The 24,688-nt window shown below is 35.5% G+C and carries 13 protein-coding genes, 2 tRNA genes and 5 pseudogenes; 10 read left to right on the top strand and 10 right to left on the bottom strand.

Features of this window, described 5'->3' with window-relative positions; genetic code table 11:
* Positions 1–105: 105 nt before the first annotated feature.
* From ACFINZ_RS06105 to ACFINZ_RS06095, 3 pseudogenes are all read left to right on the top strand, one after another.
* Positions 106–481: pseudogene (locus ACFINZ_RS06105) on the top strand (lysozyme); the annotation flags it as partial.
* Positions 478–705 (top strand): annotated as a pseudogene (locus tag ACFINZ_RS06100) (hypothetical protein). The pseudogenes ACFINZ_RS06105 and ACFINZ_RS06100, both read left to right, overlap by 4 nt.
* A gap of 131 nt (positions 706–836) precedes the next feature.
* Positions 837–1,056: pseudogene (locus ACFINZ_RS06095) on the top strand (hypothetical protein).
* Positions 1,057–1,222: 166 nt separating this feature from the next.
* Here ACFINZ_RS06095 and ACFINZ_RS06090 read toward each other — a convergent pair.
* The 4 genes and pseudogenes from ACFINZ_RS06090 to ACFINZ_RS06075 form a co-directional block, all read right to left on the bottom strand.
* Positions 1,223–2,341, bottom strand: a pseudogene (locus ACFINZ_RS06090) (tyrosine-type recombinase/integrase).
* A 541-nt stretch (positions 2,342–2,882) separates the two neighbouring features.
* Positions 2,883–3,845: an outer membrane protein gene (locus tag ACFINZ_RS06085; RefSeq protein ID WP_375684057.1), complete on the bottom strand. Its 963-nt coding sequence runs from the start codon at positions 3,843–3,845 to the stop codon at positions 2,883–2,885.
* A gap of 558 nt (positions 3,846–4,403) precedes the next feature.
* Positions 4,404–4,676 carry a hypothetical protein gene (locus ACFINZ_RS06080; protein ID WP_375632818.1) on the bottom strand — a complete coding sequence of 91 codons (273 nt, stop codon included), beginning with the start codon at positions 4,674–4,676 and terminating at the stop codon, positions 4,404–4,406.
* Positions 4,670–7,045, bottom strand: a complete 2,376-nt coding sequence (locus ACFINZ_RS06075; protein ID WP_375701232.1) for a mechanosensitive ion channel domain-containing protein — start codon at positions 7,043–7,045, stop codon at positions 4,670–4,672. The genes ACFINZ_RS06080 and ACFINZ_RS06075 overlap by 7 nt, the downstream gene beginning before the upstream one ends.
* Before the next feature lie 180 nt (positions 7,046–7,225).
* Here ACFINZ_RS06075 and ACFINZ_RS06070 point away from each other — a divergent pair, with 180 nt between their 5' ends.
* The 4 genes from ACFINZ_RS06070 (at position 7,226) to ACFINZ_RS06055 (ending at position 13,028) form a co-directional block, all read left to right on the top strand.
* Positions 7,226–7,603, top strand: coding sequence for a hypothetical protein (locus ACFINZ_RS06070; RefSeq protein ID WP_375618656.1), 378 nt, complete (start codon positions 7,226–7,228; stop codon positions 7,601–7,603).
* A 91-nt stretch (positions 7,604–7,694) separates the two neighbouring features.
* Positions 7,695–10,208, top strand: a complete 2,514-nt coding sequence (gene secD, locus ACFINZ_RS06065; RefSeq protein WP_375620802.1) for a protein translocase subunit SecD — start codon at positions 7,695–7,697, stop codon at positions 10,206–10,208.
* A gap of 99 nt (positions 10,209–10,307) precedes the next feature.
* Positions 10,308–12,059, top strand: coding sequence for a YbaL family putative K(+) efflux transporter (ybaL, locus tag ACFINZ_RS06060; protein WP_375631222.1), 1,752 nt, complete (start codon positions 10,308–10,310; stop codon positions 12,057–12,059).
* Positions 12,060–12,074: 15 nt separating this feature from the next.
* Positions 12,075–13,028, top strand: coding sequence for a YbhN family protein (locus ACFINZ_RS06055; RefSeq protein ID WP_375701231.1), 954 nt, complete (start codon positions 12,075–12,077; stop codon positions 13,026–13,028).
* Between the two features lie 1,122 nt (positions 13,029–14,150).
* Here ACFINZ_RS06055 and ACFINZ_RS06050 read toward each other — a convergent pair.
* Positions 14,151–14,226, bottom strand: a tRNA-Lys gene (locus ACFINZ_RS06050).
* 435 nt (positions 14,227–14,661) lie between these two features.
* Here ACFINZ_RS06050 and ACFINZ_RS06045 point away from each other — a divergent pair.
* Positions 14,662–16,230 carry a TerC family protein gene (locus ACFINZ_RS06045; RefSeq protein ID WP_375612149.1) on the top strand — a complete coding sequence of 523 codons (1,569 nt, stop codon included), beginning with the start codon at positions 14,662–14,664 and terminating at the stop codon, positions 16,228–16,230.
* A 655-nt stretch (positions 16,231–16,885) separates the two neighbouring features.
* Here ACFINZ_RS06045 and ACFINZ_RS06040 read toward each other — a convergent pair.
* The 4 genes and pseudogenes from ACFINZ_RS06040 to ACFINZ_RS06025 all read right to left on the bottom strand — a co-directional run bounded on the left by ACFINZ_RS06040 (position 16,886) and on the right by ACFINZ_RS06025 (position 20,667).
* On the bottom strand, positions 16,886–16,984 hold the full coding sequence (locus ACFINZ_RS06040) for a hypothetical protein (protein ID WP_375632822.1): 99 nt from the start codon (positions 16,982–16,984) through the stop codon (positions 16,886–16,888).
* Between the two features lie 2,064 nt (positions 16,985–19,048).
* A pseudogene (locus ACFINZ_RS06035) lies at positions 19,049–19,616 on the bottom strand (hypothetical protein).
* Between the two features lie 229 nt (positions 19,617–19,845).
* A complete protein-coding gene (locus tag ACFINZ_RS06030; RefSeq protein ID WP_375632810.1) occupies positions 19,846–20,064 on the bottom strand; it encodes a YbfB/YjiJ family MFS transporter in 219 nt (72 codons plus the stop codon).
* A gap of 526 nt (positions 20,065–20,590) precedes the next feature.
* Positions 20,591–20,667: transfer RNA gene (locus tag ACFINZ_RS06025), tRNA-Arg, on the bottom strand.
* A 263-nt stretch (positions 20,668–20,930) separates the two neighbouring features.
* On the opposite strand from ACFINZ_RS06025, the gene ACFINZ_RS06020 reads away from it, so the two are divergent.
* Positions 20,931–21,704 (top strand): NAD kinase, encoded by a 774-nt coding sequence (locus ACFINZ_RS06020; protein ID WP_375632808.1) that lies wholly within the window; start codon positions 20,931–20,933, stop codon positions 21,702–21,704.
* Positions 21,705–21,850: 146 nt separating this feature from the next.
* Entirely contained in the window at positions 21,851–23,254 is a 1,404-nt protein-coding gene (locus ACFINZ_RS06015) for a DEAD/DEAH box helicase (protein WP_375632806.1), read from the top strand.
* 60 nt (positions 23,255–23,314) lie between these two features.
* Here the strand turns inward: ACFINZ_RS06015 and gltX are convergent, their stop codons facing one another.
* A complete protein-coding gene (gene gltX / locus ACFINZ_RS06010) occupies positions 23,315–24,688 on the bottom strand; it encodes a glutamate--tRNA ligase (RefSeq protein WP_375632804.1) in 1,374 nt (457 codons plus the stop codon).

Genomic DNA, 24,688 nt, shown 5'->3' with positions numbered 1-24,688 from the left:
GTGATGCTTTCATCAAGCTGATTATTTTTTCAACTTTATTACTCATAACCAATGATAGTATCATTATTAATCCTAGTTAATCATTTTTAGAAATAGCGTCAACTAACAAGAGCCTTTTGTAACTCGACACTGTTAAAAAAGCTCAATCAAGGTGAATATGAAGCCGTCCCTGCCGAGCTACAGAAATGGACCAAAGCAGGCGGAAAACGTCTTGAAAGTCTCACACACCGGCGCGCGGCAGAAACAGGCTTATGGGCAAAAGGGGCTTATGTTTCCTCTAACTACCAAACCGTAGAAACGCAAGCACCAACGGGACTTTTCAAAGCTGAAGCCCTTGCACCGATTATTGGCTCTTTTTCTGGACTTGGTGGTTTGTTAGCAGGAAATGAACCAATCCAATGGGCTTTGGCAACCATTATGGTTTTAGCCGCATGCTGGTATTTTCTTTGTTGCTAAACGCTTTCAGGAGCACCGCCTATGATCTTATGGATGAAAAAAAATCTGATGGTAACAGGTGCGGCTTTAGCCGCTTTTTTTATGATTTTAGCAAGAGCTTTTACTCTTGGGAAAAAAGCAGAGCAATAAAAGCAAACAGAAAAAGCTTTAAAAGCAGCCACAACACGGCTGGAGGTGGAAAGTGAAGTTAATCAAAAAAGTGATGCTGATGTGCGTGCTGCTCTCTCTGACTGGTTGCGCAACAAATAAATATGCTTCTTCTTGTGTTGGCTGGTTGCCAATTTATTTAGACAAGAAAGATCTGAACACCATCAGTTCAAACTTAGCAAGAGAGATCTTAAAGCACAATAATCTAGGTGAACGCTTGTGTGGGTGGAAACATGGCTAGAAAAAAAACACAAGACGATATAGAGCTTACAGAAGCAGAAAAAGAAATGCTTCAAGAAATCATTATGACCTACAAAAGCGTGAAAATGATGTCTCGCTTGATAAAATGGATGGCATTCATCCCTCTTTATGGTTATCCTTTATTTTGCTCGTCTTATGGATGCAATAGACAATGTCTTTGCACATTTTAAACAGTGGCTAACCAAAAACTGAAAGCTTTACCCCCTCCCCGCTTTTAAAGCGAGGAAAGAGAGATTATATCGTAATCTATCCGCTAATCGCTTAAGTGTTTCTTAGACACCTGACGCGACAATAGACATAACAATTATCAAGCCTCTCCGGATATAAAAGACGCCCATTGTTCTAAGAGAGCACGGCGCTATTCTAAAAAATCCGTCCGCATGTAAGCCTTTGTCACTGAATTCCCAACTGAATACGCAAGAACAGATTCTGCAATTTCAAATGGTGCTGACGTTGTCTCTGCTATCCAGTCCCACAGAATCGATCTGAAACCATGAAGTCTATAATCAAAACCTTTGTCTTTCATGAATTTAGAAAGTGCTACATCAGATATAGGCTTTTCAAAACTCTCAGCAAATAAAAAACCATTTTTTCTATTTTTTGCTTTTTCAATAACAGCAAGCGCTTCAGCTGTAAGCGGCACATGAAAATCAGAAACCTTTCCAACAATTCTCTTCATATTTTCTTTTGAGATAATCCATATTGATCCATAAATCTCTTCTGATCGAATATGCCTGATTGGTATAAAACAAAAAACCGTCAAAATAAGAAGTTTTAAGGCTAGATGTGATACAAGCTCATCATTTTAAGATTGAAAAAACTTAGGCATTTCTTTCCATGGCATTGCTGGAATATTTTGGGTATTTTGAATAAACTTTTCTAATAAAGCTTTTGCTTTTAATTGCATATCCACATCTATACCAAGTGCCGCCGCATGTTTTATAGCTATATTCAAGCGGGATAGAGCTTTACTTGCTGTTTCGTTTTTTGTCTTCCAAATGGGAGAAATGCATCCTTTTATATCAATTTGCGTCAGTTCAATGATTGGCGTATCACCAAGTTTAGGAAAAACATGTAACTCAAGAGGTGTTAACCAGCTTGCTGCTTTTCCTTCATTTTTCAATTCGTTTTTTTTCGCTTCAAAAGCACTAGAGGCAATTTCTCGTAAAGAAATCCCCCCTGCTCGACGCAAATTTTCTTTTTGTTTTCGGCGAATCGGGTCAATTCTTTGATTTAAAAGATCACGATAAGCTAAAGCTTTGAACAGTGCTTCTTTTAAAGATACATAGCGACAAGAGCCTAATCCCATTTCTCGTCGTCTTTTATTGAGGTCAAACCTAAAAAGCCATCATCCTTGATCTGGTGTAGTTTTGATAAGCCATAAACCAGCTCTGTCAGCATATTTTCCTTTAGATAGATTTTTTACAGATAAGACAGACAGTCTATCACGTTCTTCGAACCACCTTTTTAAAAACACCTTTTGAATTACACTTGGAGCACTTTCATCTGGTACCAAGATTATATATAAAAGGCAATTTAATAAATAAAATAAAATAAAAACAATTAGTTATTAAATAGAAAAAAGATAAACTGTGCTATCAGGTGATATTCTAGAGAGTTCTAAGGGAAGAAAAAATTGTTGCACAAACGTGCACGCCGTCCGCACCACTCTATGTGAATTTTCTTTATTTTCTCATTACTTAGATAGTAAAAACTCTCTTTAAGTTTACTGTTTGCAACTCTATAACGGTATTATAAAGTGATAACTGTAATAATATGAAAGACGAAGCAATCCTTCTTTGCCAACAAATGTTTCAACCACACCTCGTGAACTAAAAATTTTTTATTCTTAACAATTAAGAATCTGAGTAACTCTTCCTTACCTCCTCATTCTCACTCAAAGTCAAAGCCCCCCTTTTTTCACCATAAAATAGTGTTTACAATGCATAAAATTAAAAAATAAAGGCCCTATCGAAGAAATAGGACCTCTTAAATTTAAGCTCCTTTATCCTACAAAATTAGAATTTGTAAGCTATTCCTGCGCGAAAATCATTCGTCTTATACTTAACTTCAATCTCGTCTTTAAATTTCCTTTTACCAAAATCTGAGTAACGATATTCCGCACGCACAACAAGATGATCTGTCATTGCAAAATCAACACCACCACCGAGAGTATAACCAATCATCGTTTTTGTTACATCCGATGTCCTATTAAATGGCTCACCTCCCGTAATTACTGTCGACAAAATATCTTGAAACTGTCCATAAGCAACACCACCAGCAATATAAGGCATCACATGCCCCGCAGAAAACCCAACACGCACCCGTGTAGCACCTGTCCATTTTTGTTTTAACGTATGATTAAACGTTAAACTGTCTTTCTCTTCTTTATCCTCTGTAGAAGAGCGAGAAAAGTCTCTACCCTGTCTTCTGACAAGTTTTGCCTTTTTTCGACTTTTTCCTTCTGTACCTAATTCCTCAGTATCAGTACCCGATCCTTCAGTACCCGATCCTTCAGTACCCGATCCTTCAGTGCCTGATCCACCAGTGTTAGGACCACCTGCACTCGTTTCATCAGCCTGAAATCTTGTTTTTGTATCCTTTTTTTCCGTTAAAAGCATATCCGTATCAATCCCCACAATAAAATTATTACCGAGATCAAAATTAACACCCGCATAAAAACCACCTATAAATCCAGAAAGCTCAGGCATATACTGCTTCTCGACAGGCACCCATGGTTTACTTTTACTCTCCTCATCGGGATAGAGAGGAATATCAACATCACGCGTTATTGCAGAAGTCTTACTTGAAAAGCCACCAACTTGCCCCCCGAAATAAAAACCTGCCCAAGAAAAAGGTGAAGAAGCAACAACTTCTGAGGCAACATGTAATGGCTCTTCGTGAGCCACCACATCTGCAGCCTGTACTATAGAAGGTGAAATCAAAGAAAAAACAGATGCTGTTATAAATTTTGTATTCATAAAATTATACCCCATTGCTAAATTTAAATATAATCAAAAATCACATTTAGAAAAACAAAGTTTTATAAAATCTTATGCTGTAAAATTGCATGTACTCCTTTATATTTACATTTAAATTTATCACTATAATAATATATCATTACACCAAAATTTAATATTATCAAATAAATTTTAAAATATTAGAATAATTAATACTTTAAATAATAAATATTTAATAAAAATACCTATTATATTTTTAAAATGATGAAATATAAAACATTTTGTATCAAAAATACCGCAAAAAAAATCACAAAATAGTATATTTTATGCCTTTTTAATGAAAAAAATCTAAAAATGATGTAATTATTTTTAGATAATCGATGTTCATTAACAATATTATAAATACCTCAATATTCTTACATCCAAAATGCATACTGTAGATTATACATAGTATAAAAAAACATCCATTTTATACTAAAATCATACTTTTTTTTACCATTTTCTAAAGGATGAGATTATTAATACGACAATATCATTATCCTTCTAAATCTTGTCCCCAAACAAAAATTCTCAATCATTTTATTTAAAAATTGCTCTTCCCCTACTGATTTCTATAATATCATCTGCCTTTATTGCAAAACGGTCTTTATTAGGAAAAGTTATAAAACATCCCTTCATACAAATTGTAATTGTTTGATGAGTATTTAAAGAAATTGTTGAAGGTATACTTCCTTCAACAACAATAAGAGATTGTATCTTTAAATCAGTATTCTTCACTGTTGCAGCAAAAGCTGTTATGGTAAAAATACTTAATAGAATAACTGTAATCAAAATATAAGTATATTTTAGCATTCTAAGATTCCTTCCTCAGCAAAACGCTTATATAGGCTAAATCGAAGAGCATTGGTTACATGAGAAGATAAGGTAATATTAGGCACATAAATAGCCAAATTAAAGGAAAAACTCTTACGATCAAATGCTGTAAAACTTACCTGTGGGATAGGATTTTTTAAAACGCCTTCTGTCGCAGAAGCAATCTCTAACAAAATTTCAGCAACATGCTCTGGAGCAACCTTAGATGATACAGTAACTGGTATATCAATTCGTCCTACTTTATTACGTCGTGTCCAATTACTAACGTTGTTATTAATAAGGCTTGAATTGGGAATAATAATCGTCTTACGCTGAATGGTCTCAAGTTCCGTTGCACGCACACTAATACGCTTAACAACCCCCCCTACTGATCCAGATTCTATATAGTCTCCTATTTTAAATGGTCTTCCAACTAAAATAATAAGTCCAGAGACAAAGTTTTGGACAATATTCTGTAAACCAAAACCTATACCAAGTGAAAGTCCTCCAGCAATAAGAGCGAAATTTCTAAGATCCAAACCTGCCATTGATAATCCGGTCAAAGCAGATACAACAACGCCTCCATAACTTATCACTGTTTTGATAGAATTACGTATACCAGAATCGAACTCTCCATGAACCAACACCACATTATCTAACCAACCAATAAATCGGCGAATAAGAAACCAGCAAACACAAAAAGAAATAATTCCTGTTACAAGAGAAATCAAAGAAAGACTAATATTTCCAATCTGAAAACCGGTCACCGATTGCCACAAAACTGCTTTTAAATCAGAATAGGAAAATCCAAACTGTACAGCAATTGGCATTGCACAAAATATAACAACAAATAAATTGAGAAAAACGCTCATAAAAACTCCCAATTGATTCATCGTTTTTTCTTCTAAATGAAACCTCTGCATCAAAAGATGACCAACCGTTGTTTTAATAAATTGGTCTTTAGTTCCAAGTGCTTGAGCGCTTTGTATTCCTAAATACATGAGAACTAAAAATGCTCCATCAATCATAATTTGCTGCGTAATAAAACGCGCAAGTCCAACATAACCTAAAAAATTCAATACAAAGAGCAGTAACCCCAAGCCAATAAGAGGAATGCGTATATAAAATGGCCAAAAGTATGGCTCTTTTTTTTCTTCTTGAACACGCCTACGTCTAAACCGCAAAGGTACAAATGATATTATAAATAGCAATATCGCTACAAGAAAAACAGCAATAAAACTTTTAGCAATTGTCAAAGATAGAGGCGCTGAAATGATTTGATAAATACTATCAAGAACAGCGTCAAATGCCAAAATACCCCCTAAAGACGTGAGTAAAATCACTAATTGATAAGCAGACGATGGTGCAATACTGAGAAGACGCACATGGGGCCTATTCGATGATAGAAGAACAACAGCTAATCGATTGATTAAAAATAATAAAATAATTTGACAACCTATCATATCAAAAACTGTTGTAAGTTTACCTGGATCTAAGTTAAAACTACGAAACAAAAACAACACAAGATAAACGCAAAGAATACATACAAGTGAAGGTAAGAGAACTGAAATAAAGGCGATCAATAAGCGTTGTAAATAAGATATTTCCTCATTAGACTTCGTAAAGTGGCAATACACATGAACAAGAACTTTTTGAGAAAAATACGAAAGTCCCAAAGTAATAAAAAGTGGAATTAAAAAGCAAAGAAATAGTTGTAAAAACTTGAAGTAAAATATAAAATTCCACCAAGAATTTAACAACACAAGAAAATCTGATGAAGCCTCTTTTGTTTTTTGGGCGAGATGTTTAACCATCGGAATCGAAAACTCAAGCCTATACGTAAGCGTGCGTTTAAAAAGCTCCCGAGATTGAGAAATAGAAAGTTCAGCTATTCTATTTGCCGCTAAGAAAATTGCTTCAAAACGAAGCATGATACTGTTAATTTTAGCTTTTTGCTCTATCAAGTAGGAATATTCCTTCACTGAGCTTTTCAGTTTTTTCACCTCACGATGGAGCTCCATTAATTGATCAAGAAGTGTATTAATCTCATTAAGAGGAGGACGCAAAACAAATGCTGCCTCAATAGCACGTTCACTGATATCTTGTGCACGTAACCGTAATTCTTCTAAAGCACGCTCATCTTCTGGCTTTCTGTCAAAATCTCTTTTTAAAGTTTCAGTATTTTCTTCAAGAGTCTCAATAATCAACTGTTGTTGCTGAATAATTTCATCAACTGAATAAGAAGCTATCGTTTGTTCGACAATTGTATTTTGTGCCCCCCTATTACCCCATGCACCAGAATTAAATACAAAGATAATCCCCAAAAGAAGGAAAAGTATGTGGATGTTTTTTCTACAAAATGAATACATATCTACCTTATGAGCACAAAAAGGATTTTATTTCTCTCTTTTAAATATGGTATAAAGTAGATGTTTTCAACTTTTATAGAATAATCTTATAAAAGCTTTCCCTTATCCTATAATACTGATAATAAGATAAAAGAATGATAAATAAGCTGAACTCAATAAGATTAAAGAAGGCACTCTAGCATGTTTTTTTTGCACCTTTATTGCAAAAAAGAAGATTTTCTTCCTTTGACAACCTGGATTTTTCTATCCAGTTTAGGTGTATTCTTGACGAGCAACCTAGAAACGCGTGCTTATTTAATCAAACAATCACACACCAATAACGTCATTAAAACGAATAGATTTGATTTACATCATAAGTGTGATCATGTGAATGTTACCACAACTGAAAACAAAAAACTTGTAACACTCCATACAGAATCTATTTTTATGAGAACCTTTCAAAAAATCCTAACATTGGATTTCTTTTTAATAAGGATTCCAGCTGTTGACACACGATTTCGTAACGTTAAAACACAATATTTCTCAAATAAACGCGCTCCTCCCAATGAACACACTTAATTCTCTTCCTTGAATATAAAAACGATCATCTTATTTTACTTGTGCTTTTAACTTTGAATAACTGTTAGATTGCCTATTTACGGAATATATCATGCGTACACCTGGTTGGTTAACTACCCTTTATTGTTTTATTCTTTTAAGCAGCATTTATGTTGCCTTACCCAATTTATTTTCACACGAACAAGTTAAAAACTCGAAATTCTTACCCGACACCCGTGTAGCACTTGGTCTTGACCTTCAAGGAGGCTCTTCTCTCCTGCTCGAGGTTGATAGCAAAACGTTAAAACGCGATCAGTTACATATAGTTTTAAGCAATGTGCGCAATGTATTGCGTGAAAAACAAATCCGCACCTCAAGTGTGCGTATCGTTGAAGATAGCGTTATTGCCCTTATTTCTGATCCATCGCAAACTGAAAAAGCACTCTCTGCTTTGAAAACATTAATAACCCCCATACACAGTAGCTTTGGCACAACAGAACATAACATCACGATCAGTGCTCAAAATGAAACTCTCCGCGTCACATTAACAGAAGCTGGTATAAAAGACCGTGTCAGCAATGCTATTGAACAAAGCTTAGAAATCATCCGTCGTCGTATAGATCAAGTTGGTGTTTCAGAACCAGCCATCCAAAAGGTTGGAAATGATCGTATTATGGTCCAATTGCCTGGACTACAAGATCCAAAACAACTGCGTGATCTTTTAGGAACAACCGCTAAGATGAGTTTTCATCTTGTTCCTTCTAATGTGGACCCCAATAATCCCCCTATAGGTGTTTCTATTCTCCCTGGATACACTGATGCAACACAACATTATGCAATTTATGATCAAATTGCTTTAGATGGAAATGTCCTGAAAGATGCCCGTGCAGGTTTTGACCCCCAAATACCAGGACGTTCCATTATTTCATTTACGCTAGATTCCGCTGGCGCAAAAATATTTGCTGATATAACACGACAAAATATTAACCGTCCTTTTGCCATTGTTCTGGATAATAAAGTTTTAACCGCTCCGACCATCAATAGTGTCATTCCCAATGGACAAGGTCAAATTACAGGAAACTTTGACCCCAAAGAAGCCTCAACTCTGGCTGCTCTGCTTCGTGCTGGTTCCCTCCCCGCACCACTCACGGTCATTGAAGAGAGAACTGTAGGTCCAAATCTTGGTGCTGATGCCATCCAAATGGGACTTTACACCGGCATAATTGGCTTTATTCTTGTTGCAATTTTTATTTTTCTTCTCTATCGTATTTGGGGATTAATTGCCAATATAGCGCTAGCTCTGCATACAATTTTAACATTTGCTGCACTGAGTCTTTTGGGAGCTACGCTTACGCTGCCTGGTATTGCTGGTATTATTTTAGGTATCGGTATTGCCGTTGATGCTAATATCCTTATCAATGAACGTATCCGTGAAGAAAGTCGAAAAGGTGTGGGTGCTTTTGCAGCCTTAGATCGTGGATTTAAACACGCTTTTGCAACCATTGTTGATGCAAATGTTACAGCAATTATAGCGACCGTCTTACTATTTTGGTTCGGGACCGGCCCCGTTCGTGGTTTTGCCGTAACAATGTTGCTTGGTATTATCATCTCCATGTTTACAAATATCACCATTGTACGCATCATCATGATTTGGATCGTTCGTAAATGGAAAATTAAAAAATTGCATATTCACTCTGCTTTCAACATCATGCCACAAAACACAACTTTCCACTTTATGAAAGCACGTTTCATTGGTATTGGCGTCTCAATTGTTTTATCAATGGCTTCAGTTTTTCTCTTTTTTAAGCCTGGATTGAATTTTGGTATTGATTTCATTGGCGGAAGCCAAATGAGTATTACCACGAAAGGACCAGCAGATCTAGCAACTCTGCGTTCCAAGCTTTCTACTCTTAATATTGGTGAAGTTACCTTGCAAAATATTGATAACGAAAATACCGTATTAATTCGCATGCAGAAACAAAGCGGTGGCGAAGCACAACAAACCACCGCCATTGATAAGGTCAAAACAGCTGTACAAAATATCTATCCCGATACCACATTCGATCAAATAGAAGTTGTTGGTCCCAAAATTTCAGGTGAGCTTGCCACAGCTGCTTTTACTGCTGTTATTCTTGCGGCTATTGCCATGTCTCTCTATATATGGTTACGCTTCGAGTGGTTCTTTGCCATTGGAGCAATTATCACTCTCATTCTAGACACCACAAAAATGATTGGCTTTTTTGCTTTATTTCAATTTGATTTTAATTTAACGGCTATCGCCGCACTCTTAACAATTGTTGGATATTCTATAAATGATAAAGTTGTCGTCTATGATAGGATGCGCGAAAATATGCGTCTTTATAAAAAAATGCCGTTGCGCGAGCTGATTGATCTGTCAATTAATCAGGTTCTTGTACGTTGTTTTTTTACATCAGCCACAACAATTCTTGCGATGCTCCCCATGGCGATATGGGGTGGAAGTGCTGTTCATAATTTTGCATTACCCATGGTCTTTGGGATTATTATTGCAACATCATCCTCTATCTTTATTGCTGCTCCTATTTTACTCCTGCTAGGAAATTGGTGGCGTGAGCGAAATAATCGTGCAAATATCAAAGTGAAATAAAAATGCCCTTTAATGCGTATGGTACATCTCGCCTCTCTTCTCATAGAAATATAGTCGTTTTCATTCATTCGCTTTTTGATCAAGAATAGTAAATAATCCATGCTCCACGACACACCACTTATCACAACTATTGTTGCAGGCTTATGTTTAGCATTTCTCTTGGGAATGATTGCTAGCCGTTTACGTATTTCACCCCTTGTAGGCTATTTGTTAGCTGGTGTTATTGTGGGACCCAATACAGGCGGATTTAAAATAGATTCCGTCATCATTAATCAACTTGCTGAAATTGGTATTATTTTGCTGATGTTTGGTGTTGGGCTCCACTTTTCATTAAAAGACCTTTTATCTGTCAAAGCTATTGCTGTCCCCGCTGCTATTGCACAAATGGCATTTTCTACTTTTCTAGGTTTGTGCCTTGGTCTGATTATGGGATGGGGCTTTAGTGGTAGTTTGATTTTCGGTCTTGCTTTATCCATAGCAAGTACCGTTATCCTGCTACGTGCTTTGCAAGAGCGTCATCTTATTGAAACAGAAAAAGGACGCATTGCCGTTGGATGGTTGATTATTGAGGATTTAGCAATGGTCCTTATACTTGTCCTCATCCCTTCCTTGGCAAGTGCCCTCAGCAATACCAAAAAAGAAGCGTTGGATCCTCTTGTTCAATGGTTGGATTTAAGTATTTGGGGTATTTTTGGTCTCACCATCCTGAAGGTAATTGTATTTATTGCACTTATGCTCGTCATTGGGCGACGCGTTATCCCATGGCTTTTAAAAATGAGCGCACAATCGGGATCACGTGAATTATTTCGTCTTAGCGTCTTTGCTATTGCATTAGGAGTAGCTTTCGGAGCCGCTCATTTATTTGGAGTTTCTCTTTCTCTTGGTGCTTTTTTTGCTGGTATGGTCATGAGCGAATCAGAATTAAGCCACCGTGCCGCGGAAGAATCTTTACCACTGCGCGATGCTTTTTCTGTTCTCTTTTTTGTTTCTGTAGGCATGTTATTTGACCCCGAGAAACTCTTAACTCATTTTTTCCCTCTCTTAGCAACCTTATTCATTATCGTAATCGGAAAATCTGCTGTTGCCTTTTTCATCGTTAAAGCTTTTCGCTATTCTAATGCAACAGCTTTGACTATTTCTGCAAGCCTTGCCCAAATCGGAGAATTTTCCTTTATCCTTGCTGGTTTAAGTTTAAGCTTAGGACTTTTAAACAATGACGCTCATGATTTAATTCTTGGAGGAGCAATTTTTTCTATTTTGCTCAATCCTCTTGTTTTCATTGCCTGTAATAAAATTAAAAAACGTCTAGAAAAAAATTCTGCATCTTCACAAAATACCCAAACAATTATTGATATTGATCCACAAGATCCTGACCAAGATTTTTTACCGATGACCTTAAAAAACAACCATATCGTAATTATTGGCTATGGTCGTATCGGTAAGTGTGTTGCATTATCTTTAATAAATAGAGGTGAACCTATAGTGATCGTAGAAGAATCAAAACGCCTCTCTGATAAAGCGATTGCAGATGGCTTTGAGGCTATTTGCGGCAATATCATTCAACAAGAAATAATGAACGCAGCAAATATAAATAATGCACATAAAGTTGTTATTACAATGCGAAGTACCATTGAAGTAGGAGAATGTATCGTGAATATCCGTGATATGAAGAAAGATATCCAGATAATCACACATGCATTATCCGACACAGAGACAACATATCTCATTGATTTAGGTGCTGATGTTGTAGTAACAGATGATGAAGAAATTGCCAATGGTATTATAGAGTATATAACAGAACGAAGATCTGTAAGGAATATGCTCAATCATGAAAATTTACAGAAAACATAAAATGGATACAGAATCGTGAAAATAAAGCAATTTATATGGCCATTGATTGGTATCTTAGCAATGCTGGTATCTATTCGAATTCTTTATATGAAGCTCTCTGCCATTTCATTTGGGGATGTATTGGAGCGCTTGAGCAATTTAAATGCACAGCACTGGTTATTAGCCTGTTTATGTTCTCTCCTAGCTTATGCTGCTCTTGCTGGATATGATCGAATTGCCTTGCAACATCTAGGCCATAAAATTTCTTGGATTTTTATCGCTATATGTTCATTTACAACCTACGCTCTTTCACACAATATCGGTGCTTCAGTTTTTTCTGGTGCCGTTGTACGCTATCGCGCCTATAAAATGAAAGGATTAAACGGAACAGAAATCGCAATATTAGTAGGTTTTTGCTCTTTTACTTTTGTAATCGGCACAATCTTACTTTTGGGAATCGTTTTGGTGCTGCAACCCGAAATTATCACCCTCATTCATAAAGAACTTCCTGAATGGCTCGGAACAACGGCTGGAGCAATTTTACTCAGCTGTATAGCACTTTATACGTTTGGCAGCTGGCTTCAGTTAAAGCCCTTACGCTTGGGGAAGAAAATTCAACTTTCCTATCCACGACTGAAAATTGTTATTCAACAGCTTCTCATTAGCCCTCTAGAGCTTTTAGGAGCAGCAGGAATTATATATGCTGTTCTCCCACATAACGCAGATATTCATTTTATCTCTGTTCTTGGTGTTTTCCTAGCATCTTTTACGATAACTCTTCTCTCTAATGCTCCAGCAGGAGGAGTAGGAGTTCTTGAAGCTCTCTTCATAACAGGCATGCCCAATATAAATCCAACCGATGTTATTGCAGCACTTATTGTCTTTAGAATGTTTTATTTGATTATACCCCTCATCCTTTCATTATTTGTGGTCGTCATTTTTGAGACGCAACAATATTGGAAAAGAGCCCCCAAAACACCACCTGAATAAATAAAAGGCTATCAATGACTTCTTTTTTATGTACCTATAAAAGAACAAAACACCATCGTGTTACCAATTTACATATCTTTTTTAAGAAACCTCTCTCAACGCTCTTCTCCATTACGCAACAATACCCGTAAATGGTATAATAGTAAAGCTATTGTTGCACCAACATCTTTATACTTAATAAAAGAGCAAGCCTGCGCCATTATACTATTTTTCCAATGTTATGATAACTTTTAGCACTTAAGAACATTAATAAGAATTATTTTTATGCCTTTCTTCAATAGTCTTTATCCACACGTTAATCCCATTTATGATGCACAAATGAATGATTTTAATTAATTTATTATAAGAGGGATTGAAACAAAAGAAGTTTATGATAGTAAAGTTTTTTCAAACAAAGAATAATCAATTCTTTATAAATCAATATATTATAATGAATCTGAGTGGCTTTCTTAATATTTATATTTTTAGAGGTTTAGCTAACGGAAAGACAGCATAGCGTAACCACACAGCTTAATATTTTAAAACTTTAAGCCTCATTAAAGTTTATTGTCTTTCGTTTAACAGGTATTAGCTTTAAACAATTAAACTGATCTAATTTTATTACTTGTATGTCCATATAACTACTTTGTATGTCCAGATAACTACTTTATTTTATCTTTATTTACCCTCTTGGAATACTGATGATTATTACAGAAGTTTTTTGTTTAAGCGGGAGAGTTATCAAAAAATATCCACGCTGCTGACACAACTAAAGTGTAAAGTTTCTTCTGTCTTTAAACAATATGCTAAAAATCCAAAAAAATTTTAATCAATTTATATTAAAAGAAGTGAAAACTGTTGATTTTTATACCCCTTTAAATAACACAATTGTCGGTAAGAAGCTTCTCCTTACCAATTGCAACTTAAAAAAAAAGAAACAATACGCATTAAAAGATCTTTAAATGTCCTTTGGAAGTTCTTTGAGTCCCCTAAAAAGTACAAAAACCGATGACTAAGCTATATCAACAATCTTCACTTTTAAACAAACAGATATGGGGAAATCCTACTGCCCAATTTTATTTAGCAACTCATACCTTAAAAAAAATTACGCAATCAATAAGTTATTTACAGTATAAAATAAAATGGTGGGTGATGAGGGGATCGAACCCACGACCCGCTGATTAAGAGTCAGCTGCTCTACCGACTGAGCTAATCACCCATAAGCTTCTCAAAAGACGAGAATGAGCGTTTCTATAACGCTCCTAAGGATAGATGTCCAGATATTTTGTTGTTTGTTATATAAACTCATTGTCTGTAAGGTTAAAAATATGATATTCACCACTTGATCTTATATAAAAATAAACCCATTATAAGAATCTTTATAAATAAATGTTCTGATTGTTATACAGAACCTATAGTTAGAGGACTATCGAGCATAATGCCCGAGCGAAAATTAGAGGAACCTTCTTGTGATTGTAAGTGGGATGGGGCATTATTTTGTTTTATCAACAATCACATGCATTCAAGCAATATTGTGCTGTTTTTTTCTTTGAATATAAGTTTTTTACATTGAATGTTCATGATCCAATATACGAATAAAAGCCTATGATTTTTTTTGTCAATCGCGCGCTTTTAAGCTTCTAAAAGGTAAGGAATGATGGAATGGATCACTGATCCCCATGCGTGGTTTGGTTTGATCACGCTGGTTTTTCTCGAAATTGTTTTAGGAATAGATAACCTTATCTTTATTGCAATTTTAGCTGAAAAATTGCCACTGCATTTGCGTGACCGCGCACGCTTTATAGGTCTTACTTTAGCATTAATTATGCGGCTTTTTCTTCTTACCGTTATTGGATGGGTTATGAGACTCGATAGGGTAATTCTTTCACTTTCATCTTTTGTATTTAGTTGGCATAGCTTTATTTTAATCGGTGGTGGAGCCTTTTTGCTCGCAAAGGGAACGCTAGAATTACATGAAAGGTTAGAAGGAGTATCACATGAAAGAAAAACAGGCGTTGGTTATGCTGTTTTTTGGCAAGTAATCGTCCAAGTCGTGGTGCTGGATGCCGTTTTTTCACTAGACAGTATTATTACCGCAACAGGTATGATTGCAAAAGAGCAGGCAGCAGTTATGTATATCGCAGTCATAGCTGCTATGGGAGTAATGATGTGCGGATCTGGTGCTCTTATGCGTTTTATTAATCGTCATCCCACTATTGTAATCCTTTGTCTTGGTTTTTTGATGATGATTGGTTTTACTCTCATTGTTGAAGGATTTGGTTTTCATATTCCAAAAGGGTATTTGTATGCTGCTATTGGTTTTTCTGTTCTTATCGAAGCTTTTAATCAAATTGGACGTCGTAACCGTGAAAAAATGATTAAAACGAATGATCTACGCAGTAGAACAGCTGATGCTGTTTTGAGGCTCTTAGGAGGAGGAAGCAAAGATAGTCACCTTGCTGAGACTGTAGATGTTATTGCTGAACAGGCCGCAGCTTCTGAATTGTTTAGACCAGAAGAAAAGGAGATGATTCGTGGTGTTCTCGATTTAGCTGATCGCCCTGTTCGCTCTATCATGTCGCCGCGTAATGAGATTGAGTGGTTAGATTTAAATGCTGATGAAAATGAAATGCGTGAAGAATTACAAAAGGTTAAACATAGCCGCTTAATTCTTGCGCGTGAAAAAGTGGATGAATTTGTTGGCGTTGCATTGACAAAAGATCTTCTTTTGAATTTGGCTGAGGGGAAAAAGATTAATTGGAAAAAAGCTATGCGAGAACCCCTCGTTGTTCATGAAAATACAAGTGTTTTACGATTGATGGAGCAATTACGTCATTCTTCGATTCAGCTTGCAATTATTGTTGATGAGCATGGATCTTTTGAAGGAATTGCAACACCAACCGATATTCTCGAAGCTATTGCAGGAGACTTTCCTGATGACGATGAAGAACTCATGATCGCAGAACAACTTGAAAATGGCAGTCTTCTTGTTGAGGGATATGCTGATATCCGCCGTTTAAGTGGTTATCTTGGGCGTAACCTTGTGGATGAAGCAGATCGTTATACGACTCTGGCAGGCTTTATGCTTTGGCAGTTTGGTCATTTACCAAATGAGGGAGAAAGCTTTGAAACTGATGGTTTACACTTTAAAGTGATTGAAATGGAACGCCGAAACATATCTAAAATCCTTATTTCTCCACTTGTATCACCAGAAAAAAGCTAATTCTTTTTATAAGCAAAATGAATAAAAAGATTTTTTTATGATTAAAAATTGAAAAGAATAAGCAGTTGATAACTCAATTGCATTTCATTATTTTTATATTTTTTTTAAGCGTAAAGTAATGACATACAAAAGTTATATTATCAATGAACTTTCCATTATAAAAAATTTTCATTGATGATTGACGAAAAGCTGGAAGAGAGAAAATGGTGCAAAATTATTTGTCAATGGTCATTAACCTCAAAACAATGAATATATACAACATATTGATTTATAATAATTATTTATTACAATATTACCTTCACATCAAGAAAGCCTCTTTCAAACATCAGATTTCCGCCAATGGATAAAACTCCACCATTGTTGAGTTAACTCAACTGATGATGGCATCTTTAAACCAGACTCTGGCTCCTATAATCTTTTTAGATCTTCTTGATATTTCTTAAGGAACTATTCCTTAGCTTTTGTTTCGATAAATTTAGCTATTTTTTTCCTTCCAAGAATGAAACTCCACCTCTCTGGAAAGCTCTTATTAAGAACTTTGTTTTTCTTCCAGATGGTTCATATTTTTTACTACTTTTGCAATGAAAGCGTAGCTGAGTTGCTTAGATTTGACTACTTCTTTGACTAAAGCCAATGCACGTTCAAAATGAATCTGTTAGGTATTTTCATCAAAGCCTAAATGATCCTCTGTACTGAAAATTTGGTAATAAGATTGTAAGGTTGCAACATCACCCAATAAAGCTAGTGCACCAATATGAAGTAAGCTATAATCTGCATCATCTACCTTGATAACCTTTATGTGCCCTCCAACTTCACTCTATCGCCAAGGTGGTGCTCCATATCTGGAATAAAAGCATTTATGAAGATCAATTTTTTCTATCGCCTATTTCAAGACATAATCCCGCTTAATTCCAACCAATCCGCATATATTTCTTCTTCACAAACTCTCAACCCCTTTTTATAAAAATCAAGTTGTAGATCTTGTAAGTGCTGAGAATTGATAGGGATCAATTACCATAGGCAGCAGCTAAAATACCAGTACTAATCGAAACTCCAACATCAACTTACGGATAACCTTTGATAATTGCGTCATTATAAAGAATTTGTACTTCACAATCTGGTAGTTGATAACATGCTGAATAATTATCTACCTCTTTAATTTTTTCAACAAACCAATCAAGATTTTTGAAGAACACTGTTGCACTCTCCATGATTAAAAAATTCTTTGCTCTACCTCAAAAGAGGTTGTATCCATATCAAAAGTCAAAAGCGAAGCAGATTTTTGCAAACAAAAGTGATAACGCCGTGTAAGAGAAGAATCTTATCAATAAGGTCTTTGGTGATTTCTTTTGCAACGTCTAAACGAGATGGAATCTTATTCATAAAAAAATATAATAAAGTCAATAGTTTGCATGCAATTATTTTATATGAATCCCATTTAAAATCTACACTTTTATACGTGATTTAATTAACCATTTTTCATAAACAATTACCATGTATGGATAGACCATAAAACGCAAATCATGATGCAAATGTTATAACGCATGTAAACATTCAAATGAAGTGAACGCAGCTATCATTCATAACAGTTCATAAATTTTATGATACGTTTTTATCACACACAAATCGCATTATTAAAAACGTAATCGTTTGAAATTATCGATAACATAAATTGCATGCGTTTAAAGAATGGTATGGGGTTTACTCTTTTTTTGAGCTAAACCTTAAAAGAAATAATCATTTGAAACTATCATAGAATAGGTTTTAATTCATTAAGGGCACATAAAAGGATTTAAAGACAAGTCGATTTTAAAGCGGCGCTTACTAAAAAGTTAGTCAATAATAAGCAGACATCATATAGATATTATCATCACAACAGGTAATGAAATTGATAATGTTATGTCGTAGAAATCAAAAGATTTTTAATGATATAACGCAGGCAAACAAGCAAAAAACGTTTTAAAAGTTACAGTTTAAAAATACGAAACCAAATGACGTCCCATCAAATTTGAGGATACTTATTAAGACAAAGATAAGTAGATAAATTTCAAAAGGATGGCAATCATATTACAAAGGCATGGTGTTTTACTCAATTTTGAGTTAAAAGCGACAATATTAAAGACTGCTCTACTCTAAAGTTAACGAGCTCAAATTTGGGCTGATTAATTTTGCCAGCCCAAATATGGACCGGCTTATTTGCAGAGAAGTTAAGTTTAAATGCAAAGTAAAAATACGCTTATGAGAACCTCACTAAATGAACGTTTAAACGTTTAGAGACACAAAATGATATCTCTATAAAAACGTTTGAAACCTAGGTTTTATAACAGTTTAAAAGCCTTAGATTTTATAAAAAGCGGTTGTTTATTGTCTTCTGAAAAGCTGCTTTTAAAACCAATGCTTGTAAATTTAAACAACGGGTTTTGTTACAAATATTCACTTAATACGCATTTTCTCTTGATTGTCTTGATATGAACCTACCAAGCGTTGAGACATTTTGATAATGTACTTTGTGTCAAATGACCACTTCAAAAATGCGAGCGTTATTCTTAATACGTTTTATAGCCATACAAAAGTGTTTATAGATTCTGTAATTCAAATGAGTGATTAAATATTATACCTGTCATTTACGTTCCTATTGATCAGTTTTAATCAATAGAATAGAGCGTTTGCAATATGATACGTTTTGTATATATGCATTCATTATTGATTTCTTTTGTATGATCTGTAGTACCTCTATTTAAAAGCAGCGTTATATCAATTGGCACGGCTTTCTTTTATGATGCGTTTATAACCATCAAAGAAGCACTCTCCACGTCTGTCATTTATTCTGTTCATCAATCTTGATAACATCATCACTTTCATAAACCTCACAATTTATGGGAACCGAATATAAATCGCTATGTCTTTTTATTCTTGCATTGCCATAAACAGAGCTATACCCATCAGTATGATACCCCATGCTAGCATTGCCGTAAACCTTGCCTAACAACCGCATGATCATAAACCGCGGCATTGCTATGAATACGTGCACTACCGGATAATTTTTCATTCCCATAAACCCACGCATAATGATAAACTCAACCGTTATAAAAAAGATGAGCATTGTCATAAACATGAGCACCAAAATACACATAGGTTTTATCACATATAAGGGTATTGCCATAGACATAGCCACCAATGGCAGTATTGCCATAGCCCCTTGTATTTTCATAAACACGACTAGATGTTACAACACGGCATTATCAGCAACCCAGCAATTGCCATTATGAGAGAGATTGCTCTTTCATTTTCAATAAAAGCATCTAGACCGCCTTTTTTACATCACCAAAATCTTTTAAAGCACGAATGCGATAATATATATATACATGACCAGTCACGAAATCCATTTAATTGATCTATTCATATTTTGGATGTTTTTTTCTGATTAACAGGAGCGGTTTCATTTGCAATGGAAGAAATAACGGAGGTGTTTTTTGATATAGTTGTCATATTCAAGCTAATAATAACATATTCATTACCTAAGAGAATAGCAACTCCTATACCTGCCTAAAGCGAAGAAATAATCCGCCCATTATGGCTATGCTGCATGACCATCATAGAACCCAAAACCATCATTCACCAGCAACAAAACGGATCAAAAGGACTAAGTGTTAATGCCATGAAAATAATAAGTGCACTCATTACTATAGCTGCACAAGATAGTATGCGAGGAGCAAGAGATATAATCCCAATTCTGCCAAACGTAAAGAACATACTCCCAACTAAATAACCACCATAATTAGCGTTCGGTATATAAGAAAGTTGATTAAAGCTAAACAATCCCTCATCCAACATAACTGGCAATATTGGTGTATAGAGAAATTACCAGATAACCATATCAAATACAGCATTTTGAAACAATTCAAATCTTGACGGTTGTTTTTTCCCCCTTATTATTCCTTTAATTGGTGATATTCCTCATCCGCGTTCCATATCACCATAACAGCCTTTAACTCCAAAAATAGAATAAAAGCAAATTTAGCTATTTATTTTAATGCTCAAAACAATATATTTAGCGATCTACTGTCAACATCGCCAGATCAGTTGTACAATAACATATTGAATTAATATGTATTTTTATGTTATAAATGTTTATAGTTAAATTGAAAGCATATTTAGATAATCTTGCTTTTTTATCTTGATATTTAAAATGACTAACCGAAAAATTATATACGCAGCCATAAATTTTACTTCTCTTGAAATTATTTTCTTATTCGCTACAAAACTTAATAAACAACTCAAATGACCATTTTCATAAAAGAGGAAAGTGGCTTCTTTTTAGGTAATATTGTTATTTAGGATAATATGAAGTTGAAGAATTTGGTGCACCCGACAGAATTCGAATCTGTGACCTCTGCCTTCGGAGGGCAGCGCTCTATCCAGCTGAGCTACGGGTGCTCCACACTAATTATTAAAATCAGTTATGGTCTTTTAACTAATCATACTCTTAACTTCAATGCTAAATTATCATTCTAATAAAAAAATTACTTGTTTGTGATTTATCTAACGACGCATTCCTTTTACTTTTTAATGATACTTTACCTTGAAATAACTTCTCTTTATTCAATGCTCTTTTTATTATAAAAAGAGCATTTATTACAACTTCAAAACTCTCATAAATAAGTTACAACATAAATTATAAGTATCAGGATAATTTTTAAATGGCTACATTACCAAGTCGCTTTCATTTTATTTCCGCAGAAACTGAGGAGGCTATCAAAGCTACCCATAAATTAATTTCCGTTTATGGTCATTCTTCTCTGGAAGAAACTGATATTGTTGTTGCAATCGGTGGTGATGGGACAATGTTACAAACCGTACGAGATGTCATGAACACAGGCAAACCTATTTATGGCATGAATCAAGGTTCTGTAGGATTTCTTATGAATGAATTTCATGAAAAAAAATTGCCCAATCGTATTGCTGTCGCACATAAAAAAGAAATCCATCCCCTGCGCATGATTGCAAAATCTGAATGTCAAGATTCTATCGAGGCGCTTGCAATTAATGAAGTATCCCTCTTTCGGCAATCTTATCAAGCGGCAAAAATTCGCATCACCATTGATAACAACGTACGAATGGAACAATTAAGTTGTGATGGTGTCCTCGTCGCTACACCAGCTGGATCAACCGCCTATAATTTATCAGCACAAGGACCTATCTTACCTCTTATGGCTCCCCTTATGGCCCTCACTCCCGTTAGCCCTTTTCGCCCTCGGCGTTGGCATGGAGCTTTGCTTCCCAATACAGTAACAGTGCGCTTTGATATGCTTGAACCTGACAAACGCCCTGTAAACGCTGCTGCAGATAATATTGAAGTTAAATCTGTCCATTCAGTTACTATTTCAATGGCAACAGAAGTAACAGCTTCAATCCTTTTTGACTCAAATCATTCATGGGATGAGCGCATTTTATCAGAACAATTTCGCTATTAATGATTGTATTATGCGTTTTATATGTATATGATTGTTATAGTTAGTTTTTTTGTGAAAACATCTTAACACTTTTAAAGAGTGTAGAATATTGGTTATAATCATCATTTAGATAGCGCAGTTAAAATCACAGAGCAGTTGATAAAAAAATGATACCATCTTTAAACAGTTTTGATGATTTAGGTCTTTCCGCAAAGGTTATTAATGCGGTGAAATCAGCGGGGTATACATCTCCGACACCTATTCAAAGTGAAACAATTCCGCATGTCCTTCAAAGAAAAGACGTTTTAGGAATCGCCCAAACGGGAACAGGTAAAACCGCCTCTTTCGTATTGCCTATGCTCACTCTCCTTGAAAAAGGTCGTGCAAGAGCACGCATGCCCCGTACGCTTATCTTAGAACCAACAAGAGAAATTGCAGCTCAAGTTGAAGAAAATTTCGATAAATACGGCATAAATCATCGTTTAAATGTTGCTCTTTTGATTGGTGGCGTTTCTTTTGAACTCCAAGATCGCAAACTTGAACGGGGAGCTGATGTTCTTATAGCAACACCAGGGCGCCTTCTTGATCATTGCGAGCGCGGTAAACTGCTCCTGATGGGCGTTGAAATCCTTGTGATTGATGAAGCTGATCGCATGTTGGATATGGGCTTTATTCCTGATATTGAACGCATCTGTAAACTAACCCCTTTTACGCGTCAAACTTTGTTCTTTTCTGCAACAATGGCGCCAGAAATTACAAAGCTAACGAAACAATTTTTACATTCTCCTGTATCTGTTGAAGTTACAAAAGCTTCCTCAACAGCTACCACAATTACACAACGGCTTGTCAAATCTGGAAATAAATCATGGGATAAAAGAGCGGTTTTACGAGAGCTGATCCAAAATGAAGGTGCAGAGCTTCAAAATGCAATCATTTTCTGTAATCGAAAGAGAGATATCTCTGAACTTTTTAGATCGCTCATCAAACATAACTTTAATGTAGGGGCACTTCATGGAGATATGGACCAATATTCGCGCATGAACACCCTAGCTGATTTTAAAAATAATAAACTTACACTTCTTGTTGCTTCTGATGTTGCTGCCCGCGGTCTCGATATTCCAGCTGTAAGTCATGTATTTAACTATGATGTTCCGACACATGCTGAAGACTATATCCATCGAATTGGTCGTACAGGGCGTGCAAATCGCAGCGGAAAAGCCTTTACAATCGTTACAAAAGCTGATCAAAAATATATCAATGCCATCGAGGAAATGAGTAATGAAAAAATTGAATGGCTCAATGGAGATCTTTCAACTTTAATAGCCGATGCTCAAACAGAAGATATTGTTGTAAAGAAAAAATCTTCAAAATCATCAAAGAAAACTGCTCCAAAAGAGCCTGTTGCTCACACTAAAAAATCTGTAGAAGAGAATAAAACAGAATATATCAAAAATGCAAATAATAAGGAGAAGCCATCTGAGCAACAACGCTCACGAAAAAATAAGAATTACACGCCCCTTGGATTTGGTGATGATATTCCTGCATTCATGCTCATAAAGACGCGTAGATAGACTCGTCCTTTACTCTCTGTAAGCATAAAGTAAATAAAAGATGCCTTTTAAAAGTTTCTCTTATTTCTTAGAGAGTCTTTCTATTACCTTTTCACGCCCTAAAAGCTGCAAAAGCTTTCCCATTTCAGGTCCATGATCCATGCCCGTAAGTGCTTGACGTAATGGCATAAATAAGAACTTTCCTTTCCGACCTGTTTTTTCTTTTAATGCTGTTGTCCAAATTTTCCAACTTTCCTCATTCAAAGCACCTTCAGGTAAGAAATCGAGTGATTGACGCACAAATACACGATCCTCTAGTGCCACTGTATCAAAATTCTGTTCATCATGAATGATTTTCCACCACAAAACAGCATCATTGACTTTATCAATATTGCGTCTTATCGCGTTCCAGAAATATTCCGCCTTATCTCCCTCAATAGAAAGTTTTTTAAGGCGCATTTTAACGTCCTCATAACTTAGTTCATGGACAAGATGACTATTCAAAGAAAGAAGATCAGCAATATCAAATTTTGCAACCGATTTTGATGTATCTTGTAAATTAAAATGCTCTAAAAGCGCTGCTTGATGGGGATAGGGATGTACATTTTGTGATGTCCCAATCAAAACGGCAAGGCATTGAACAGCTATAGATTCAAATCCTTTTTCCCGTAGAGAACGAATAGAAAGATCATTATTACGTTTTGAAAATCCTTTTCCTAAAACTGTCGCCAATAAATTGGTATGAGCAAAAACCGGTAATTCTGCATTAAGAGCTTTAAAAAGAGCAATTTGAGCGCCTGTATTTGTAATATGATCATCCCCACGAATAATATGCGTAATAGCCATATCTACATCATCAACAATAGACGGCAATGTATAAAGATAGCTTCCATCTTCACGAATAAGAACAGGATCTGAAAGAGAAGCCAAATCAATCGTCTGCTTTCCCTTTATTGCATCATTCCAGCAAACTTCTGTTCGCTTTGTTTGTAAAGGATCACTTTCAAAATTAGGAAGAAGAAAACGCCAATGGGGTTTACGACCTTGAGATTCAAAGTTTTTTTTCTCTTCTGCTGTCAATTTTAATGCTGCACGGTTATAAATAGGAGGCAATTTGCGTGAAAGCTGGATTTTACGACGCCGCTCTAATTCTTCTGCAGTCTCATAACAGGGATAAAGAAGCCCGCGTTGTTTGAGAATTTCTGCAACTTCATCATATCGATTAAATCGCTTAGATTGGTAATAAATTGAATCTGGTTGAATACCAAACCATTCAAGATCAACAGCAATAGCATCAATATATTCTTGTTTAGAACGTTCAACATCTGTATCATCATAGCGCAAAATAAATTCTCCTTTATGCGCTTGCGCATAAAGCCAATTGAAAAGCGCAATACGGATATTGCCAATATGAATATAACCTGTTGGAGAGGGAGCAAAACGAACTTTAACCAT

The sequence above is a fragment of the Bartonella sp. AA81SXKL genome (assembly GCF_042196945.1).
Classification (GTDB): Bacteria; Pseudomonadota; Alphaproteobacteria; order Rhizobiales; family Rhizobiaceae; genus Bartonella.
The sequence above is the reverse complement of the archived record's forward strand: the minus strand, read 5'-3'. Positions and strand labels throughout refer to the sequence as shown.

Excerpts from the sequence above, each read along its gene's own strand:
- ACFINZ_RS06085 (WP_375684057.1), bottom strand. The coding sequence starts at position 3,845 with ATGAATACAAAATTTATAACAGCATCTGTTTTTTCTTTGATTTCACCT.
- ACFINZ_RS06080 (WP_375632818.1), bottom strand. The coding sequence starts at position 4,676 with ATGCTAAAATATACTTATATTTTGATTACAGTTATTCTATTAAGTATT.
- ACFINZ_RS06075 (WP_375701232.1), bottom strand. The coding sequence starts at position 7,045 with ATGTATTCATTTTGTAGAAAAAACATCCACATACTTTTCCTTCTTTTG.
- ACFINZ_RS06070 (WP_375618656.1), top strand. The coding sequence starts at position 7,226 with ATGTTTTTTTTGCACCTTTATTGCAAAAAAGAAGATTTTCTTCCTTTG.
- secD (WP_375620802.1), top strand. The coding sequence starts at position 7,695 with ATGCGTACACCTGGTTGGTTAACTACCCTTTATTGTTTTATTCTTTTA.
- ybaL (WP_375631222.1), top strand. The coding sequence starts at position 10,308 with ATGCTCCACGACACACCACTTATCACAACTATTGTTGCAGGCTTATGT.
- ACFINZ_RS06045 (WP_375612149.1), top strand. The coding sequence starts at position 14,662 with ATGATGGAATGGATCACTGATCCCCATGCGTGGTTTGGTTTGATCACG.
- ACFINZ_RS06030 (WP_375632810.1), bottom strand. The coding sequence starts at position 20,064 with ATGTTGGATGAGGGATTGTTTAGCTTTAATCAACTTTCTTATATACCG.
- ACFINZ_RS06020 (WP_375632808.1), top strand. The coding sequence starts at position 20,931 with ATGGCTACATTACCAAGTCGCTTTCATTTTATTTCCGCAGAAACTGAG.
- ACFINZ_RS06015 (WP_375632806.1), top strand. The coding sequence starts at position 21,851 with ATGATACCATCTTTAAACAGTTTTGATGATTTAGGTCTTTCCGCAAAG.
- gltX (WP_375632804.1), bottom strand. The coding sequence starts at position 24,688 with ATGGTTAAAGTTCGTTTTGCTCCCTCTCCAACAGGTTATATTCATATT.